The sequence below is a fragment of the Nostoc sp. genome, from assembly GCF_036916985.1.
Taxonomy (GTDB): domain Bacteria; phylum Cyanobacteriota; class Cyanobacteriia; order Cyanobacteriales; family Nostocaceae; genus Nostoc.
The window spans coordinates 143,287-163,092 of sequence record NZ_JBALFD010000014.1 but is presented as its reverse complement, the minus strand read 5'-3'; the positions used below and the strand labels follow the sequence as shown (position 1 = coordinate 163,092).

Sequence of the window (19,806 nt, the reverse complement as noted above, 5' to 3'; positions counted from 1 at the left end):
TCGATATTTCAGGCATTACCATTGTGAAAAAGGGTGTTTTACTAAATTGCTGTTGAAATATCTGGAATCATCAGAAACTTCTTGTCCAATCCAGGTTGGTAGTTCAATTTGTTGATTTTCATCACTGAGTTCAACTTCTGCTAATATCAATCCTTTATTAACACCATCAAACTCATCTATTTCCCAAATTAAACCACCCGACTCTATTTTATATCTGATTTTTTCGATAAAAGGACGTTCGCATAATGTTTCAAGTATTTCTTGAGCATCTTCAACAGGAATAGGATACTCAAACTCTAATCTTGAATATTTAATATTAGGGCCTTTAATGGTCAAATAACTTTTTTCCCCGACTATACGTATACGTACAGTCGCTTTATCTTGTGTGGCAATATATCCTTGACGATATACACTACCTTCAGCTAATTCTCTCCAGCTATCTCCTCTCACTAAATATTTCCGCTCTATTTCTTTTGCCATTTTATTTACCAGATTATTTACTGAGAATGGGGCGCAGCCGCTTATCTTATGTAGACGTTGGGTTCAATTGTTAATACTGGGTAACTGAGTCGGTATTTTGCATTCAAGATTGTCTAATCGCCTTTAAAAAGCTGAAATAGTTAAATTAAGAACAGCCTTCAACATATTCAACTTCTGGTAATTTACCCGCTCTGAACTGAGTGACAAGCTTACCATCAGTTTCAAAGACTACACGGTAGTTCTGATCAGCGCGATCTTTGGGGATGAAAGTTAGGTAATGTCCATTTTGGACGTATTTATGAGGTGTGACTTTAATTTGTCCTGGGTAAAGGGACTTGATTCGCGCTTCAGTGTCGCCAATTTTTGCGCCTTTGAGAGTAGTAATCTGAGTATTTTGCCGCACATCTACTCTAGAAATACGACCTTTTGTCACCATGAACGAAAGATTTTTCGGTTCATTTTGTGGCTTAACATAATAGCAATTGTTATTTGGTGAATCACCTACTAGTTTAGTACCAGCAGCCTTTGTTGCTTGGGGAACAGTCATGCCAATTTGTACTGCACCAATGCCGTTGATAAACAGCTTTGATTGGTTTGTTAGTTTCGCCTGTGCTACAACTATGCTGATAGTTTGAGAAGAAACTGTTAGCATTACGGTGGCAAAAGTCAAGAATTTAATTTTGCTGTTCATAATTGGATATTTTCCTCGGTTAGGTCGATAATTTCATCAAAGCAGAAGCTACGGACTAAATTTGCCAATTTCTCTGCCAAAACAGAATGAGTTTGTGGAATTTGCTCAATTAGTTGGAAAATTCTTTCAGCATCGACTTCAATAGCTGCTTGATTAAGTTCTGTTAGCCATTGGGTAGGCATAAGGGTAATTGCAGAGCGAAGATCCAAGATAGAAGATTGAATATTCTCTAGGTTGTTGTTTGTTGGATCTTGCCTGTTCTCTTCTGCATATATATAACGTACCTGCAAATATTCAGCGATTTTTTCAAAAATCACTTGCTCACGAAATGGCTTACGAACCAAATCGTCGCAACCTGCGGCTAAGATACTTGCCTGTTGTTCTTCAAAAGCACTGGCAGTTAGGGCAATAATTACAGTGCGGAGATTTGTAGTTGTATTTTTTTCCCTGGCTCTAATCTCTTTGGTTGCATCGTAGCCATTCATTACAGGCATCCGCATATCCATCCAAATTAAGTGAGGTTGCCAGGTATGCCAAATAGCGATCGCTTCTTGTCCATTATTCGCAGCCTGAATTTCAAAACCAATACTACCAAGAAGTTGCACTATGAGATCGCGGTTTTCTTTACGGTCATCAACTACGAGAATACGGTAAGATGGCTGGTTTGCTGCCAGTTTGAGTACGCGTCCCTTATTTAATTTGGGTGCAGCTTTCAAAGCTGCGGCTAAATTCACTTGGATATCAAAACTAAAAGTAGATCCTTGCCCAGGGCTACTTGTCAAGTTAATATCGCCTCCCAGTAACCGCACAAATTGACGGCTGATAGTCAGTCCGAGTCCAGTTCCTTCCTTCGTTTGAATACCACTTGTTGTCTGAACAAAAGGCTGAAACAGGTTATTCATTTCTTCTGCTGCTATTCCCCGTCCAGTGTCTTGGATTTCAAAGTGTAGGGATGGGGAAGAGGCAGAGGGGCAGGGTGCGGGGGGCAGAGGAGAGGAATTTTCTCCCTGCTCGCCGCTCCCTAAGCTTACCCGCAACGTTACTCCGCCAGTCTGAGTAAACTTGACGGCGTTACCCAAAAGATTGATTAAGACTTGGCGGAGTTTACCTTCATCTGTTTGGATGTAGCGGGGGAGGTTGGGAGCCATTTCAAATTTGAGAAACAATTGCTTTGCCTGTGTCCGCACTTTGAACATTTCTTGTAGTGTTTGCAACAGCAGATATAGGTCAAAGTCTTCGGGGTTGAAAATGATTTGCCCAGCTTCAATTTTGGACATTTCCAAGACATCGTTAATTAAGTTGAGTAAGTGTTCTCCACTGCGGTTAATGGTAGTTAATGATTCACGCTGATTTGAGTTAAGGCTAGTGTCTCGCTCCATTAATTGGGAAAAACCCAGAATCGCATTTAAAGGGGTACGCAGTTCGTGGCTCATGTTAGCGAGGAAAGCACTTTTGGCTCGGTTGGCAGTTTCGGCTGCTTCTTTGGCAATTCTTAGCGCTTCTTCTGCCTGGTGTCTAGCTCGACCGATCGCAATTATTTCACCTACCAGTTTTAATAGATTAATATCTTCTTGGTTCCAGGTTTTTGAGTAGTGAATCATTGCTGCACCAACAAACCCAACTACTCTGCCAGCATGAACCATTGGCACAGCGAGTATAGACTGAAACGACATACTTTCAAAAAGTATTCGCTCAGGTAAATGCAGGGGTAAATCTTCCACACAAGAGATTTGTCGATGCTTACCACGGAGAATCGGCTCGTAGAAATAGGGGAAAACTTCCACAGGCGAACCTCTGGCAATATCAATCAATGGTGCAACATCTTCGCCACACCATTCATGGATCAGGTTGAATTCACTTTTATCCTGGGAGCATTCAAAAATGCAACTGTGTTCAGCATCAATAAATTGAGCGATCGCTTGCAGTGTAAAATTAATTGCTGTTGCTAAATCTTGGTCAATAAATTGCCGAGAAATGCTGCTGATTAAACTTTCGGCTTGAGTCCGACGTTGCAAGGCTGCTTCTGCTTGTTTGCGATCGCTAATATCACGAGCTACACCGACAATCTGAAAATTACCTTGGGCATCTTGGGTACGGACTGCGTTACTAGTTAGCCAAACCCATCCTTGACTACGATGTTTCGCGCGGTATTCAGTCCCCGAAATTCCCTCACCTGTTGCCAGGATACTTTGGGCAACTTCTTGACATTTTGGCACATCATCGGGATGAGTAAAGAATGCCAAGGAATTACCCTCAATTTCGCTGGGGGCAAATCCGGTGGTATTCAAGATATTAGGAGAAATATAGTTGAAAACCCCGTCAGGAGTGATCACAAATAGCACATCGTTGACCTTTTCCACGATGGTGCGAAACTTTAACTCGCTTTGCTGTAAGGCGGCTTCTGCTTGTTTGCGTTCTAATTCGGCACCGGCACGGGCGGCAAAAATTTTCACAATCAGTTCTCGTCCCGGATCGGGCTTCATAGGTTTGACATCAATCACTGCTAGATGTCCAATGATTTCGCCGGATGAACTGGTGAGAGGAACGCCAAAAAAGCTTTCGGCATTCATCCTCACTAAATCGGCATCTTCTGGGAAAGTTGTTTGCACTGCTTGAGGGTAGTGACACATTTTACCTTGCAAGGTGTATTCGCAAGGAGTACCCTGCAACTCATATTCCAAGTTCTCGTTAATAGCCCCACAAGACCAAAATGCCAAAGTGCGGACTTTCGTTCTTGAGTCATCATTAAACTCAGTCACTAGAGCATATTGAACTTGTAATACTTCAGCAAGGTAACGAACGCAGGAATTGAAAAATTCATTGCCTGTTTTCGCTGCTGTACCCTCAACAATTAAGCGTAAAGCTTGCTCTTGCTGTTTGCGATCGCTAATATCTGTAAAGACGCAATCTAAACAGGATTCGTCTGCGTTGAGACGGAGTGACAACAATACCCAAACAACAGATCCATCCAAGCGTCGTAGTGCTACTTCAAAATTGCGAACTTCACCTGACTCTTCTAACTCTGCTAACATTTGCACGCGATCTTCTGGATTGACATATAAATCAGTTGTGAAATACTTGCCAATTAAGTCAGCCGCAGAGGTAAAACCTAATATCTCAGCACCACGTTGATTCGCATCGATAATCAATCCATCTTTTTGCCAGGTACGAAAAATCCCGACTTGGGAATTTTCAAAGATGTTGCGGTATTTCATTTCACTACGACGCAAGGCTTCTTCTGCTTGCTTGCGTTCTGTAATGTCGCGTCCCACACCGGCGATCGCAATTTCACCGTTGGGAGTATTAATAGTGGAAGTATTAAAGTTGAACCATCGCCAGCTACCATTCTGGTGTCGCAATCGCACTTCAATATTAGTCAGCTTTTCGCCAGTTATCGCCCTTTGTAAAGCGGCGGCGCTAGTTGCTAAGTCTTCCGGTTTGGTAAACTCCACCACAGAATGACCTTCGATTTCCTCTAGGCTGTAGCCCATAAGTGCAGTTACATTTGGCGAGTGATAAGTAAAAATTCCCTCTGGCGAGAGGATGAATATCAGATCGTTGGCATTTTCAACAATGCTACGGAATTTTAACTCATTTTCCTGGAGGGCTGCTTCGGCGCGTTTGCGTTCTGTGGCATCAGTGCCGACTGAAAGAATTTCAATTAAGTTTCCTTGGGCATCTAAAATGGGTTTATTCGCCCAGACTATCCAGACGCGATCGCCATTTTTACATAAATTTTCGTTTTCGTTAAATAGATAGTTTTCTGGGTGCTGACAAATATCAACCATTAATGTCTGCAAGTCGCGCCCGGAAGTTTCGGTTTCTGGAACAATTGTGCCAATAACATTACGTCCGATAATTTCATCTAAATCAAAACCAAAAAGCCTTTGACCGTAGTCATTTAAAAATATGATGTCACCATTGCCATCCCAACGCAGAATGATACAGTTGGCTGTTTGCACCAAATCGCGGTACTGGGCTTCGCTTTGGCGTAAGGCTTCCTCGGTGCGTTTGCGAGCCGTAATATCCCGCACTATTGCTAAAATGTGTCGCTTGCCATTGTAAATGCAGGTCGTTCCTTTGACTTCCACATTTATTAAAGTGCCATCTTTGCAGATATCAACTGCTTGCCCATAAAATTGGTCACCATCTCGTGTTTTTTCAACAAACTCTAGAAAGACGGGATGTGAGTCTGGATGAATATAAACAGATGGATGTAAACTGAGAAATTCTTCATAAGAATAACCGTGCATTTGACAAGCCGCCGGATTAATTTCGGCGACTTTTTCAGTCTCCATCTCAATAATAAATAGTCCATCATTAATTGCTTCAAAAATACTGCGGTATTGTAATTCACTTTGTCGCAGTGCTGCTTCTGCCCTTTGGCGCTGGGTGATGTCGCGGAAACTCCACACTCTACCAATAATCTGTTCGCCGATGCGCTGAGGACAAGAGTAGCGCTCAAATACTCTGCCATCTTCTAGTTCTAACCAGTCGTAACTAACTAATTCCGGCTGTGAGTATAATTCTCGGACTCGTTGCAAAAAAACATCAGGGTCTTTTAGCTGGTTTGCCAGATATGCTAGTCGCTGAGGATGATCTGGTTCTGTCAAAAGTTCTGGTGGAATTGACCACATTTCTAAGAACTTTTGGTTATAACTAGTGATATTACTTGAGCTATCGACTACTAAGATACCATCTTGAATCGATTCAAAGATCGCGCTTAACAAAGATAGAGAATTTTCTAAAGCTACTTGAGTTTGTTTACGTTCGCTCAGATCCCGCCCTAAAACTACCAAAGCTTTGCGTTTACCATCTTGGTGAAATAGGGGAGCTTTAATCATATCTAAACTGCTCATTGTTCCATCAGGGCGAGGGATAGCCTCTTCTACCCGATGCACACATCCCAATTGCCAAGCTTCTTCATCTGTTTTGTCGCAGTTGACCAAAGCATCATGATAAAAATTGCTAAATTCTGCTAATTCTGAGTCTGTTTTACCTTGATAATCAACGCCTTGTAGCTCTAAAAATTCGAGGTTAGCCTGGTTTGACAGCAGCCATTTTCCCTCGCCGTCTTTTAAACAGATAATATCGGGTGTGGCATTAATTAATGTCTGCAACCGCTCCTCAATCTCTTGTAAGGATTCTTGAGTTTGTTGAGTCAGCGTGATATCCCGAATTACTAGTATTGTACAGCGATCGCCACTCAATCCCATACAGCTACCGGAGATTTGCAGCGTTAAAGTCTGCCCATCTTGCTGCAACTGATAATTTGTTGTTTCATAATCTCCATTGAGTACCTGCACATCAGGATAACAGGATAAAGCAACTGGTTGTCCTAATTGTGTCAGGGGTAGTAAGTCAGTTAACTTCGCACCGTAGACAGTATCGTGAGGTTGGTTTACCAGAGACTCAAAGCTAGAATTGCACCATTGAATGAGTCGGTCTTCTCCTACCCAGACTACAGCATCAGCGATCGCACCCAGCGTTACTTCCATCTTGTTCACAATGGCTTGCAATTGCTTTACTTGCTCTAGCTGTTGTGTACTCATCAACGACTCCTCTTAAATAATTCGTATTATGAGTTAAATACTTTACAAATTAACAATTTTGTGCTAACAATAGCATTAATAAATCTGTATAGTGATTGTATCCTTAGTTGATCGCTGGAATGCTAGACTACAGCAAAACTACATACTCTCTTCAAAATTTTACAAAAATGCGTAGGTGTAGCTAGTAGTCTGTCAATAAATAATTGATGGACAAATTACCTGTAGAGACGGCGATTTATCGCGTCTCTCTAACCGTCAAAATTAATGGGACAAATTACTAGCTGTAGGCATCTCAAAATCAAGAATACTCTGTTTTCACCAGATATCTATTTATTGAAAATAGCTATAATTACCATAGCTTCCACCAAAGACTTACTCCTTGAAATTGCGCTCCTGCAATGAATTCTTTACCGCTCTCATTTACACAAAAGTAAACCCAATAACCCTTGCGGCCACCATAATTATTTGGGTCTATTACTGTTTGTCCAGGTTTTATCCAACCGTCTTCATCAACACCATACCACTCTCGAAAATTTTGTTCGCTGAAATAACCACCAGTAATAGTATTAAGAATATACATTCCGTGGTATTGTGTATAGCCAGCAAATTTGATGACTCTAATTTTTTCTGGAGATATATTTATTAATTTAGTTGAATAATAATTATTTCTTTTTTCATCTACTGCTTTTTTATGTACTACTTTTAAAAGTTGGTTTCCTTCCTTGAGATTTTCTGGAATAAGAATTTCTGATTTGATATTTTTTTCATTTTCAATATAATATATTCCTTGAGGAAGTGGGTAAAATACTAGTTCTCCATCTAATATTTCACCACTGGGATAGGCAATAATAAACGAACGGACATCATTTATATCAAATCTCTGTTTTCCACAAATTAATTCTGTGTTATTAAAATTGAAAATTTGTATCCATTCGGTAGGGTTTGCTAAAGGATAACCAATAAAAACTTGAGAATTACGATTCTGTTTCATATATATCCGCAAGCGGAACGGGGCTGAATTAGAATAGTACGCCATTGAATTACTGTCCTATACTATCAATATCTAAATCCTGCACTTAAGATTCCCATACCTTTGCCAAAAACAGAGGTAGTCTAGCTTTTTCCGAAAGCACCCAGGTGTTGAGGTGAAAAGACTGAAGTTGTTTCACAAAGACAAGCGATCGCAACAACAACATTACTGATAGAATATCCAAAATGCGAGAACTTTACCCAGCGATCGAGCCTTATTTAGAAGGTTATTTAAAGGTTTCCGACCTTCATACCATTCATTTTGAAGAGTCAGGGAACCCCCAAGGTCAACCCATCGTTTTACTGCATGGGGGCCCTGGTGGTGGATGTCCAGCTTTTTATCGGCAATATTTCCACCCCGAAAAATGGCGGTTAGTGATGTTTGACCAGCGCGGTTGCGGTCAAAGTAGGCCCCATGCTGAATTACGAGAAAACACCACTTGGGATTTAGTCAGTGATATCGAAAAACTGCGCCAACATTTAGGTATAGAAAAGTGGGCGGTTTTTGGTGGTAGCTGGGGTAGCACTTTATCATTAGCCTACAGTCAAACCCATCCCTCTCGCTGTACGGCATTAATTCTGCGTGGAATCTTCATGCTGAGGCAAAAAGAGTTGCGCTGGTTTTACCAAGAGGGTACTAGCTATATTTTTCCTGATGCTTGGGAAGAATATCTCAAACCAATTCCCGTAGATGAACGTGACGATCTGATCGCAGCATATTACAAACGCTTAACTAGTCCAGATTTAGAAATTCAATTAACAGCAGCGCGTGCTTGGTCAATTTGGGAAGGTAGTACCAGTAGACTGTTTTTAGACCCAGAACTTATGCAAAAGTTTGGTGAAAGTGAATTTGCTTCAGCTTTCGCACGGATTGAATGCCATTACTTTATGAATAAGGGATTTTTAGAAACAGAAGATCAATTACTCTTAAATGTAGACCGTAACCGCCATATTCCGGCTGTAATTGTTCAGGGACGCTATGATGTAGTTTGCCCAATGATATCAGCTTGGGAATTACATCGTGCTTGGCCAGAAGCCGAATTTATAGTGGTTCCTGATGCTGGGCATTCGATGAGTGAGCCAGGAATTCGTAGTGCTTTAATTGAAGCAACAGATAATATTTAATTCGGTTGAATTAACTAACAGATATAAGAGTATATTTGAAAAGTTTTGGGCGAATTTTATGAGACTGTTGGCGAATTAATAGGGGGTCTAACTAACCCATCATTACTCTAATTTCAGTCCGTTGAAACGGACTTGAGCTATTAGCCCGAAATTTATTTCAGGGCGGGAAAGCAACGCCAAACCAATGTTTTAGGGGTGAGGGATCAAACCCACCGTGAATTGACCAACAGTCTCATATAATTCGCTACTACACTAGCATTCTCCGTCTGTGCGGACTAACACAACGTGAGTTCGACAAGTCTTATTTGACCTCTCCCCCAGCCCCTCTCCGACACGGAGAGGGGAGCAAAAAGCTCAATTTTTCGTTGCTCCTCCCTTTCCGTTTCGGAGAGGGAGGTTGGGAGGGAGAGGTTCATCGAACTCACGTTAACACAAAATCAAGGTCTTCAACCCACGTTCGCGTAGCGTTCCGTAGGAAAGGTGGGTTAAAGTCTCGTGTAGCCGCGATTTCTAATCGCTGGGGCTAGTATTAATTTAGACTTTTCAAACAACCTCTAAAACAATACAGTTCAGAATGAGCAACAAAACACTTGTAGAGACGGCGATTTATCGCGTCTCGAAAACCCAAAATTTTTGCCAGTAGCCCTTAACCCAAGCGTATTGCACTATAAAAGATAGTATATACACAGCAACGCTAACTCTTGTTACTTTGGAAACTTACACTGTATGTAAACCATCAGTGTAAGTAGTTCACTACAAAAAAAGAAGATATGCGAATTCTAATTGTGGAAAGCAGTATGTTGTTGCTCCTAACTGCGTTGACAACTGGCTGTGTCGGTTCTTCCTCTGTTACAAAACAGCCGCAAGCCTTGCCAGCAAGCACCGAACAACCAACGAAAGAAGCTGTGTTGTCTTCAACACCTACACCGACTGCAAAACCTATAGAGCATTCCACCCCTGAAGCCACTATTTCCACGAATCCGACGCGCTGTGAAACTAGCCAATTGTCAGTGCGCCGAGTCTCCGAAGATGCTGGCGTTGGGAATGTTGCACTCACCTACGCCTTCACCAATAATGGCTCATCCCCTTGTAACCTCAACGGTTATCCGGGATTGGCACTACTGGATGCAAAAGATCAACCCTTACAGGGGATTAAAGTTATTCGCTCCAAGGGCACTTACTTTTCGAGTAGGCAACCTCGACAACAAGTAACTCTAGCCCCTGGAAAACAAGCATCATTTCAGATAGCATATAACCATGTTAGTTCCCCACAGGAACGCTGCCCAATATCTAGTAAAATCGAAATCACGCCTCCGAATACCTCCCAAAACCTTACCCTTGCAGAAGAAATCAAGCCTTGTACAGGCAAAGTTAGAGTGACTCCAGTACGTTCTGTTGCTACTCAACCCTAATAGATTTCTGTAATTTACTCAAATACCCAGAAAAAGCATAAATTTAATCAAAGCCTCTGATAAGTTCACTATTGTACTAATCACAAAGGTTAAGAAATTCTATGGAAGGAATTGATGTTGCCGATCAAGACGGCAGAGTAGATTGGACAGCAGTAAAAAACTCTGGTAAAACTTTTGCCTTTGTCAAAGCTACAGAAGGAGTTAGCATAAAAGATTCTGCTTTTGCTCATCACTGGCAGACCACGAAAGCTGCTGGTATTATTCGGGGTGCTTATCATTTCTTTCACCCCCATACATCTGACCCAGTTCAGCAAGCGAAGGAATTCTTAAAAACATTGGGCAAATTAGAACCAGGAGACTTACCACCAGTTCTGGATGTAGAGATAACTGATAAAGTAAGTAGCCAAGCAGTAATTAGTGCAGCGAAGCAGTGGTTAGCAGAGGTAGAAAAAGCCCTTTTGCAACAAACAAAAAAACCAATCAAACCAATTATTTATACCTTCCCTAGTTTCTGGGCAGAAATAGGTAATCCATCAGATTTTGCTAGTTATCCGTTATGGATTGCCCACTACGGAGCCAAAAACCCAAGTATTCCTAGTGCTTGGCAGGGGCAATACTTAATTCATCAATATGAAGGTGATATATCTGGTGTTAGTGGTGTTAGTGGTCGAGCCGATTTGAATAGATTCAATGGATTGCAGCTAGGAGATTCTGGACTAAGAGTAAAACAATTACAACAGCAACTAAAAGATATTGGATTATATACTGATGCCATTGATGGGCATTTTTCTGAGTTAGTTAAAAACGCAGTTGTTAGTTTTCAAACATCTAAGAAATTGCAGGCTGATGGAATTGTCGGTATAAAAACTTGGGTAACTTTACTATGGATTTAAAACTGATTTTACACTCAATAAATAGACGCATATTCACTGTCAAATGAGTGCATTCTACTTTGTCTAAAATACCCGACAACTGAAGTCGCAGGCAGCTATAGGAACACTTTTAATCAGGGGCTTAAGCCCCTTGTGTGGTCTTAAGTATAGCTAATTCTAAAAAACCTCACTTTGGTCTTATAGGCTCAAAATAATGTGTATTTCAATATCTAACTAATATCGAAATGCACAGAAGTGAGACTTGACTTGGAAAAAACCTTTAAGGATTCGTTTTAGTGAATTGAATTTAACCCGCCTGATAGCTTTATTCACTTCTACCCACTGCCGTTTTCTTTTACTTGCTTCTGGATAATCTTCACTCAGCATCTCGACTGGTAATAAATACATCTTGACGCGGTAACTTTTGCCTTGTTTGCGGTATTTATAAGTGCCCAGTTCCTTCACATCTACATGCCCAATAACTCCTGCTTCTTCCCACGCCTCTTTAGCTGCTGAAGCAGGCGGACTCATGCCATTAGGAATATCTCCTTTCGGAATTACCCAGTGTTGAAAATCACGGGTGGTAATTAGCAAGATTTCAATTTTACCATTGTTCACTCTGTAAGGAATCACCCCAGACTGTTTAAACACTTTGCTGACTTTTCGACTCATGTAATTTGCATCCTCTACGGCCTAGCTTTTTTGTACAATGTTTACTTCAGAAAGTCGAGAGATGATACCGGATAAATTTTGATTAATCTTCGGTTATGAAAAGGTTAAAAGTGGTTTTTTACCTATAAGAGTTAATTATTGAAGTTTTTGATTGTTTAACTAGGGGCGCACACCCATAAACCCGCAGGGTATGAAAATCGCTAGATTGACAAGATTACAAATATAAAATTAACTGCTGTAAAATGTGTACTCCTGATGGCTGATTGACAAATGTAGCGATCTTCACAACATTAAATACTTTGACTTAACGTGAGTTCCAAGAACCTCTCCCTCCCAATCTCCCTCTCCGAAACGGAAAGGGAGGAGCAACGAAAAATTAAGCTTTTTGCTCCCCTCTCCGACACGGAGAGGGGCTGGGGGAGAGGTTAAATAAGACTTGTCGAACTCACGTTGACTTAATGCCAAAATATATGCATCTACTGTACTTGTTATGCTAAATTCACAGCTTCTAACGTGCGTACACACACATCTTTTGCACGGGAGTGCTTGGATAGCCTTCTCAATAAATCCCCTCCCATCACCCGTACAAACACTGACGACACGAATGATTCCCGGTAAAGATGCATCCAAGCTATGAGAAATATACTTCCGAATAATTAATTTGTAGTCACTGCTACAATGTCGGTTCACTATTGTAGAGGTCGTGCCATTCAAACCAGTCTTTTGGCATAAGGGACAATCTCCGTTTGATTTAAATTATCCTCTTGCAGAGTGCGTTGTTCACTCTTAATATATAAAGTACGATAACTTTATCGAGTTATCGTACTTTGAGTTTAGTCCAAATGGCATACCACATAATTCCTCCAAAATCAAGTCTTATATCGCTTTTAGCATAAACTCCAGTATGCGAGAAATTCTTTTGTTAGGGTGTTCCACTACTTCTATTAAGATTCGGCGCAAGGCTTCTAACCAATTAAGGTACGAGAATTCTTGTTGCCTAGTCTAGCTTTCGGTTTGTTTTCTGAAATACTTAACAAAAGTTAACTCATCTTAAATGAAAAATAATCTCAATAAATCTGGTAGTATATCTTCAGTTTTATTGAGATATATACTCAATAAGATGCTCGTGTATTTCAGCTATTTACAAACTTTCTGATGGAGATAACGCTATATTCAAACACTGGAGTCGATGTCTTGGTAAACAGGGAAGGCTGGATTAAGCAACCTAAGTTGCATCAACTTATGTGAGATTTACGTACAGGATGAGTGGCTATTGTTGCCTAAGTCCTTTTGCTCACACAACTATTTATTTATCAGGTGACAAACAATATGTCGAAAAAAATTGGTTTGTTTTACGGTACTCAAACTGGTAACACTGAATCTGATGCTGAAAAAATTCGGGATGAGTTCGGTGGTGATGTTGTAACATTACATCCCATTTACGAGGCAGATACTAGCACTTTTAATGAGTATGATTTGCTGATTATTGGCTCTCCCACTTGGGATATTGGTCAACTTCAGAGTGATTGGGATAGCTTTTTCCCCGATCTCGATGAAATAGATTTTAGTGGAAAGCTGGTTGCCTATTTTGGTGATGGAGACCAATATGGCTATAGCGATAACTTCCAGGATGCAATTGGAATTATCGAAGAAAAAATTTCCCAACGAGGCGGTAAAACTGTCGGTTACTGGCCAACTGAGGGATATGACTTTGAGAATTCTAGAGCCTTGAGAAATGGCAAATTTGTCGGATTGGCACTCGATCAAGGTAGTCAATCTGATCTAACAGATGAGCGAATTAAAACTTGGGTTACTCAGTTAAAGACAGAATTTGGTTTGTAGACTAATAGGGGCGCACAGCTAGCTGTGCGCCTTTATTGAAATTGATAATTTAGAATTTATAGGTATTATATGTCCGATCCATTTGATGTTTTATGGTTAAGTGCTAGTCCTGCTTTGCAGCGTTTTGATAAACCATTACTTGAATATTTATCTGGGTATACGAGTGTCGCCCAGTGGGAATATCAGCAAACTAAAGATGAAGCTAGTTCCATAGATCAAGCTGTGGAGTTGCTATATGACTTTTTAGAATGGCGCGATCGCCCCGTACATTTAGCCGGTCATGCTATAGGTGGTGCGATCGCCTTAACCTTTGCGCGGCGATTTCCGCAAAAAGTGCGATCGCTAACTCTGCTGGCTGTAGCAGCTCAACCTGCAAACAATTGGCAAGCTCATTATTACTATCAACGACAACTTTTTAACATCAGCCGTGAGTTAGTTTTGGCAAGCAATGTCCGCAGTCTTTTTGGAAATCAACCACCTCATACTACTAAGAAGTTAGTCGCTACCTTAGATAAAGATTTAGAACAATCTCCATCATCACACTCTTTGTTTAAGTTGGTTTATTTACCCAAGGGTGGAGTTTCTATGCCGATGATGGTATGTGGTAGCAAGAGCGATCCGGTAGTCAACCCAACTGCATTGCATGACTGGTTAAATTGGTTAAAACCAGAAGATAAGCTCTGGGAATGCCCAGAAGGATATCATTTTTTTCACTACTTCTATCCTCAACAGGTTGGTGAACAGATTTTGAGTTTTTGGCAACACCACCATCCGCATTTACTGGCAGCATCTGCACTATCTTTTAGTGCTTCTACAAATTAATAACTTTGAGAGTGCGATGTCTAAGGACAAGCCTTACGGCTACGCACTTGTGAAATTTGGGGTGTAGGTGCGTAGCTTGCCGCCGTAGGCATCACTACTTTACAGTTGAAAGCACTTTTTTACCAAATTGATTAACAAACTATTTTACTAAAAATTAAGAATTTTAAACTTTTTTTCAAAAGCAATTTTTTGGTACATTTATACTATAATATTCACCAGATAAGCGTAAGTCTTCAAAACTAACGATATGGCTGAATTAAAATTTTTGGGTTATAAGATAAGTCTTACAAACTCAGAATTCATTCTGCCAGCTTACTCTGTTGGCTGCTGTTTAAGTGCATCAATCTTTTAGGGTAAGTCACAAAATTGAAATCTTTCTAAACAGTGGTTGCATCATGACATCAACATCAAGACATTCTATTGAGGAAAGCTGAAATCCATTAGCAAAATTAGATTACATTCCATTACTAGACAAAATTTTAGAATTAATTAAACAAAAACCACTATTTAAATTTTCTCCAGATGGAAATAAACTCAGAATCTCAGTTTATGAAATTGCTACCAATACCAATCAACGTCCACAAAGTCCTTTAACACAGAATATAGGTATTAAAGCAGCAACCGTAAATTTTTAAGTTGGAAACAGAATTTTATTCTAAAATCCAAGCCATTAGAGATGAATTGAGAAGACAACTTGTTACTGCTTGTGGAGAAAACGAAACTCAATCTTCCTTAGACAATCTTTGCACACCATTATCTAATTTTAATAGTAGGCTTTTAGAGAGCCTTAAAAGCTACATAGATACTATAAGTAGACCCGATTCACAAGATTGGCAACAGCTGACAGAAATTTTAGACAATATATCAGAGCAAAAAGAATCTGAACTTACTGAATTTCAAAAAATAGTAGACACTGAATCTCTTCCGAGACTACTACGAGATATCAAAATAGATTATTTGGATTATTTGAGAATAGAATGTGCAAAAACTAGTCTACATAATTCAAATGCACAGGGTTTTGCATGTTTAGAAACATTAATTAAGCGGCTGAGATTATTAATAAATTATATCAACGATCCAGATTTAGATGATCCCGATTATGAAGTAAGTTATTTACTTGATAAGCCTGTTAATCATTGGAAAAGTTATCTGTGGATAAAAGCCAACAAACCAGAGTTTTTCTCAACCTCTTTACAGGCCGTTCTGTAGATAAAGAGCGGACTATATTTAATAGTGTAGTTTGTTACAGTACTTTATTAAATATTTATAACTTAGGTGATACGAAAGATATTATAGAAGGGTTATTAAATAAAGATTCGCCTTTACAAAAGACGATTTTACAATACATTGCTTTATTTCATTTTTCTCCATACGAAGTAAATCGAAATATTGCTCTCAAGCTGAACCCTTATAGTAAACTAATTGGTGACGAAGGTATCGGTAAAATATCTACTTATACTTACTCGGTGAAGAATGTTAAGTTTAATAACTTAGCCTTTTTGACCGAAATTAGGAGTGCGCTTTATGGTAAATGATTTAGGCATTAATTTAGGTCGAGTATTTGAAATAAGTTTTAATATCGGCATTTTAACTTACTTTCAGCATTCCAAGTTAAAACATTACTACGGCGATGTTTATCTTCAGCCTTTAAGTAAGTTATATTTGCATAATATCCAAAAGTCTATAGCTAATAATTTCATAGATAAATCTCATCAAGAAATTATTGGTGACTGGGTAAAATTATTTATTCAAAAAGGATGGACTTCGGGCTACAGCTTTGTGCGAGAATATATAGAAGCATCTGGCTGGCTAACTAAAAGCAAAATAGAAATTATCTATTTTCAGTGTGATTTCCACAATGAAAATGCCTTTGGTATCAAAAATTTAGAGAGATATCCTCCTGACTGCTACAAGGAAATTTTAGAAATTCAGGGCTTTGAAAACGTAGATATTAGCCGTTATATGGATGGTGGAGAATTTCTCAAAGCAGATACTCTCTTATTGCTGCGGTACATGGGTAAGTATCGAATTTTAGTTGTAGACTTATCCACTTTTACAACTTCAGCTATTCATTCTATAACTGATTTAAATAACATTCAAAGTTTGGTAGAATCATTAAATACTGAGTTAAATTATGTGCGTTCCAAGTCTAGTTTTTGTGGACTCGGTATCGATACTGGAAATAGTAGCGACAATAACAATAAACTTAACGAGATATATTCTAAAGAATTGACTCGCTTCTTCTGTGCTTTCAAGACTAAAGACAAGGAAGCCGTGAAGGTTATCCAAGCTTCTAGTTATGCTTGGAGTTTTTATAAATTTTTACTGTCATCAGGTAAAATATCACGAACTGATGCAGTTAAATTTAATTGCTTTGGCTATAGTGACAGAATGATTAACGGCATTGCTTTGACTAAAGAAAAAGACAATGCTGAAAATAGCCTGGAAATCTTAAAAAATTGTTATGAAATATACAAAAATAAGAGTGACAAAGATATTAATGACAGCCGGAACACGTTACTTGAAGTCATTAAAAGTAATGCAGCTAGAAACTTTCAGGATGGCAACAGGTTTGTCAAAGATATAGTTGAAACAAAAAAAGATACAATAAATTATATCGAAAATACTGAAGTATTTGAAGCAGGGCAAGATTTTTTTAATACGGCCGGTATTGTACCTGAATCTATTAAGCGATCGCTAGACCTAAAAGAAACAGAATTTAGAAATGCTCATGCAGAGTTGATACATCGAACCCTTGCAGATTCTAGAATACCATTGCTGTTTTTGACGGGGAATCCTGGAATTGGTAAAACTACAGCAGTTGCAAAGCAAATTATTGACCACTTGCATGAGGGTTCAATGCTAATATACGTCAGTCCTCGAATTCAGGTTAACCGAGATATTATTGACAAGTTTACAGAGGAAAATAGCTTAAAATTAGTTTCGGACAATTTAATTTGTATTAATACCAATAAAAGAATACTTGATGATGCCAATGGAGGTTACGTTATTGAGTACTATAATAATAACCTGACTGACGAACATCAAATAGGGCAAGTAAAATTTTTAGATGCTAGAAATTTAAAAGACAAAGTATCTGACTTTCCTAGTCGCTTGGTTAGACGTACAGATAACTTGGTACAAGTAGAAAAACCACGTGAGGTTGGAGTCTTAGCAAGTTTGTGTGAAGCAATTCACACCTGTATCATTAATCCTGATTTACCTAATAATATTATTGCTACAGCCTCAATGCAGTCTTTAAAGGAAACTCGCTACGGTAATACTTTAAAGCATTTCGGTAGAATATTTAGTAGTGCTTATAATTCTTCTAAAAAGCCTCCTGGGATTATTCCAAAGAAGATGAAAGAAATCGCCAGTCGGATGAAAAATATTTTCATTATGATTGACGAAATTACAGGTTCCCAAGAGGGAGTTGCTTTTCTACATGGCGTTTTAGATTTTGTTGAAGAATATGATTTGTTAAATCCTGAATACGGCTTTAATCTGAAAGTGATTACTGCTGACGCGTCACTGACAATACAAGACGTAGTTGAAAATCATCTTTCCCAAAATCAAATTCAGGGAGATAGAATATTTGTTAGACAAGTTTCAGATTCAGTTGGTCAATGTTTATCTTTTAATGAATTTCAATTTTTGAGTAAGCCTGCAAGTCTGATAAATGCAAATTCTTACCCTGCTGACAAGCTGATATTTAATTATCACATATTTGTCCAGTCACTAAGCTCAGAAGACATTACAGATGAAACTTTTACTTTAGATACTAAGGTAGCTAAAAAAATTGAAGAAGATATTTTAAAATTGCTAGATGAAAATGATGGGCAGATTATAGTCTATATCCAAAATAAAGATACTCTCAAGCAATTAATTACTAAAATTTATCAGCTAAGACCTAGCTTTACTCTGCATCAAGAATATTTAGAAATACATGCCAGTTTATCAGATAAAGAAGAAGCTGAAATTCAGAAATACCAAAATACAGTCAAAGTAGTTTTTATGACTGCTTCTGCATCTCGCGGTCTATCTTTTACCCAAACTAAATATATTCTTGTGCAGATACCTAGCTTTCAAATTGAGCAAAATTTGATGGAAATTATCCAAGTAATTTACCGTGGGCGAGGTGGTGAACTAGACAAGGGTAGTAAATATTTAAATTTTTACTTGTCTGATAAAGCGATATACTACCCAAAAAAAGTAGATGATAATGGAAAAAGTTTAAGTGCTGCTGAATCAGAACAACTTACAAATCTTTCATTAAAAGAAGCTTGTCTGAATGTATTAAATATTCTGATTATCCTGAAAGCATCTATTATGACCCGGATTATGGGATCAGGGGAAATTGGTAGAAAACGATACGTTATTATTCCTATTGGTGGTAAAGCAATTAGCCAAGCAGGGGAGACATTTATTGGTACATTGGCTACATTATTACGGCAAATTCAAAAGGAGGTAAAAAAACAACCTAGAGATAATATCTTGAAAAATATAGAGCAAAATTTATCTGAATTACTTTCTATTCAAAAAACTCAAATCAGCCCTTATTCTCAAAATAAATCACTTTCTGAAACTCAAGAAGTATCCTATGTTTCAATTGGATTTAATTTTTTATCAAAAATTGAGACTAGCCTTGATAATTTACTGAGTCTACCACCAATTGAAAAAACATACGTTAGAGGTAGTTTACTCATTGTACCGTTATCAGAGAAACTAGTTAAAGAAACTAATTATATTGACTTAGAAAAAATTCTCGATCAAAAGCGAAATGAAGATTTTATCAAACAACTTCAACTTTTAGTAAAGTCAGGAAAATATCCAAAACAAATTATTAGTGCTGCTTATTCTTTAATAGACTTGACTAGAACAATTTTTAGTGAATTAGAACGCTCACAAAAATTAACCCAAACTTCTCTTTCGTCAGAACGTTATTATGCTTTACCTATACAGACATTTTTATCTTTTCAGGCTTTTGAAGATTATTTTGAAAATGAGAGAAAAATTGATAATCTGTCTTTACGGGATATTTTAGCTCGGTACGTTTCTACACTTGCTTTAGCATATAATATTTTGCCTATTGACTCTAATTATCAAAATATTCCTTACGTAGTTTTCAATAGTGGTGCAATGGATAAATTAGGTAAAAACCTATTTAATGAAAATCAAATATTCCAGTCTAAAGAAATGAATATTCTAAATTTAATTCTTTCTCAAGAAGATTGATTTCCAATGAAATTTGATCGTACTTGTGAAAGTTGGGATGCTCAATCCAATAACCCTACTCCTACTCTACAAAA

The 19,806-nt window shown here is 38.5% G+C and carries 14 protein-coding genes; 8 read left to right on the top strand and 6 right to left on the bottom strand.

Features of this window, described 5'->3' with window-relative positions; all coding sequences use genetic code 11:
• Positions 1 to 15: 15 nt before the first annotated feature.
• The 5 genes from V7L07_RS04295 to V7L07_RS04275 all read right to left on the bottom strand — a co-directional run bounded on the left by V7L07_RS04295 (position 16) and on the right by V7L07_RS04275 (position 7,937).
• Positions 16 to 480, bottom strand: coding sequence for a CYTH domain-containing protein (locus V7L07_RS04295; RefSeq protein ID WP_335055391.1), 465 nt, complete (start codon positions 478 to 480; stop codon positions 16 to 18).
• Between the two features lie 145 nt (positions 481 to 625).
• Positions 626 to 1,171: a hypothetical protein gene (locus tag V7L07_RS04290; protein ID WP_335055389.1), complete on the bottom strand. Its 546-nt coding sequence runs from the start codon at positions 1,169 to 1,171 to the stop codon at positions 626 to 628.
• Positions 1,168 to 6,723 (bottom strand): PAS domain S-box protein, encoded by a 5,556-nt coding sequence (locus V7L07_RS04285; RefSeq protein WP_335055387.1) that lies wholly within the window; start codon positions 6,721 to 6,723, stop codon positions 1,168 to 1,170. The genes V7L07_RS04290 and V7L07_RS04285 overlap by 4 nt, the downstream gene beginning before the upstream one ends.
• 349 nt (positions 6,724 to 7,072) lie before the next feature.
• Positions 7,073 to 7,714: a hypothetical protein gene (locus V7L07_RS04280; protein ID WP_335055385.1), complete on the bottom strand. Its 642-nt coding sequence runs from the start codon at positions 7,712 to 7,714 to the stop codon at positions 7,073 to 7,075.
• Between the two features lie 85 nt (positions 7,715 to 7,799).
• Positions 7,800 to 7,937: a hypothetical protein gene (locus V7L07_RS04275; RefSeq protein ID WP_335055383.1), complete on the bottom strand. Its 138-nt coding sequence runs from the start codon at positions 7,935 to 7,937 to the stop codon at positions 7,800 to 7,802.
• Between the two features lies 1 nt (position 7,938).
• On the opposite strand from V7L07_RS04275, the gene pip reads away from it, so the two are divergent.
• The 3 genes from pip to V7L07_RS04260 all read left to right on the top strand — a co-directional run bounded on the left by pip (position 7,939) and on the right by V7L07_RS04260 (position 11,182).
• Positions 7,939 to 8,877 carry a prolyl aminopeptidase gene (gene pip, locus V7L07_RS04270; protein ID WP_335055381.1) on the top strand — a complete coding sequence of 313 codons (939 nt, stop codon included), beginning with the start codon at positions 7,939 to 7,941 and terminating at the stop codon, positions 8,875 to 8,877.
• A gap of 770 nt (positions 8,878 to 9,647) precedes the next feature.
• Positions 9,648 to 10,289, top strand: coding sequence for a DUF4232 domain-containing protein (locus tag V7L07_RS04265; RefSeq protein ID WP_335055379.1), 642 nt, complete (start codon positions 9,648 to 9,650; stop codon positions 10,287 to 10,289).
• A 101-nt stretch (positions 10,290 to 10,390) separates the two neighbouring features.
• Positions 10,391 to 11,182 carry a GH25 family lysozyme gene (locus V7L07_RS04260; protein WP_335055377.1) on the top strand — a complete coding sequence of 264 codons (792 nt, stop codon included), beginning with the start codon at positions 10,391 to 10,393 and terminating at the stop codon, positions 11,180 to 11,182.
• Between the two features lie 213 nt (positions 11,183 to 11,395).
• Here V7L07_RS04260 and V7L07_RS04255 read toward each other — a convergent pair whose 3' ends face one another.
• Positions 11,396 to 11,833, bottom strand: coding sequence for an NUDIX hydrolase (locus V7L07_RS04255; RefSeq protein WP_335055375.1), 438 nt, complete (start codon positions 11,831 to 11,833; stop codon positions 11,396 to 11,398).
• 1,329 nt (positions 11,834 to 13,162) lie between these two features.
• Between V7L07_RS04255 and fldA the strand changes: the two genes are divergently transcribed.
• The 5 genes from fldA (at position 13,163) to V7L07_RS04230 (ending at position 19,732) form a co-directional block, all read left to right on the top strand.
• Entirely contained in the window at positions 13,163 to 13,675 is a 513-nt protein-coding gene (fldA, locus tag V7L07_RS04250; RefSeq protein ID WP_335055373.1) for a flavodoxin FldA, read from the top strand.
• 69 nt (positions 13,676 to 13,744) lie between these two features.
• On the top strand, positions 13,745 to 14,497 hold the full coding sequence (locus V7L07_RS04245; RefSeq protein ID WP_335055371.1) for an alpha/beta fold hydrolase: 753 nt from the start codon (positions 13,745 to 13,747) through the stop codon (positions 14,495 to 14,497).
• Positions 14,498 to 15,133: 636 nt separating this feature from the next.
• Positions 15,134 to 15,706 (top strand): hypothetical protein, encoded by a 573-nt coding sequence (locus V7L07_RS04240; protein WP_335055369.1) that lies wholly within the window; start codon positions 15,134 to 15,136, stop codon positions 15,704 to 15,706.
• Positions 15,649 to 16,032, top strand: coding sequence for a hypothetical protein (locus tag V7L07_RS04235; RefSeq protein WP_335055367.1), 384 nt, complete (start codon positions 15,649 to 15,651; stop codon positions 16,030 to 16,032). Before V7L07_RS04240 ends, V7L07_RS04235 begins: the two co-directional genes overlap by 58 nt.
• Positions 16,022 to 19,732, top strand: a complete 3,711-nt coding sequence (locus V7L07_RS04230; protein WP_335055365.1) for a helicase-related protein — start codon at positions 16,022 to 16,024, stop codon at positions 19,730 to 19,732. The genes V7L07_RS04235 and V7L07_RS04230 overlap by 11 nt, the downstream gene beginning before the upstream one ends.
• Positions 19,733 to 19,806 lie beyond the last annotated feature (74 nt).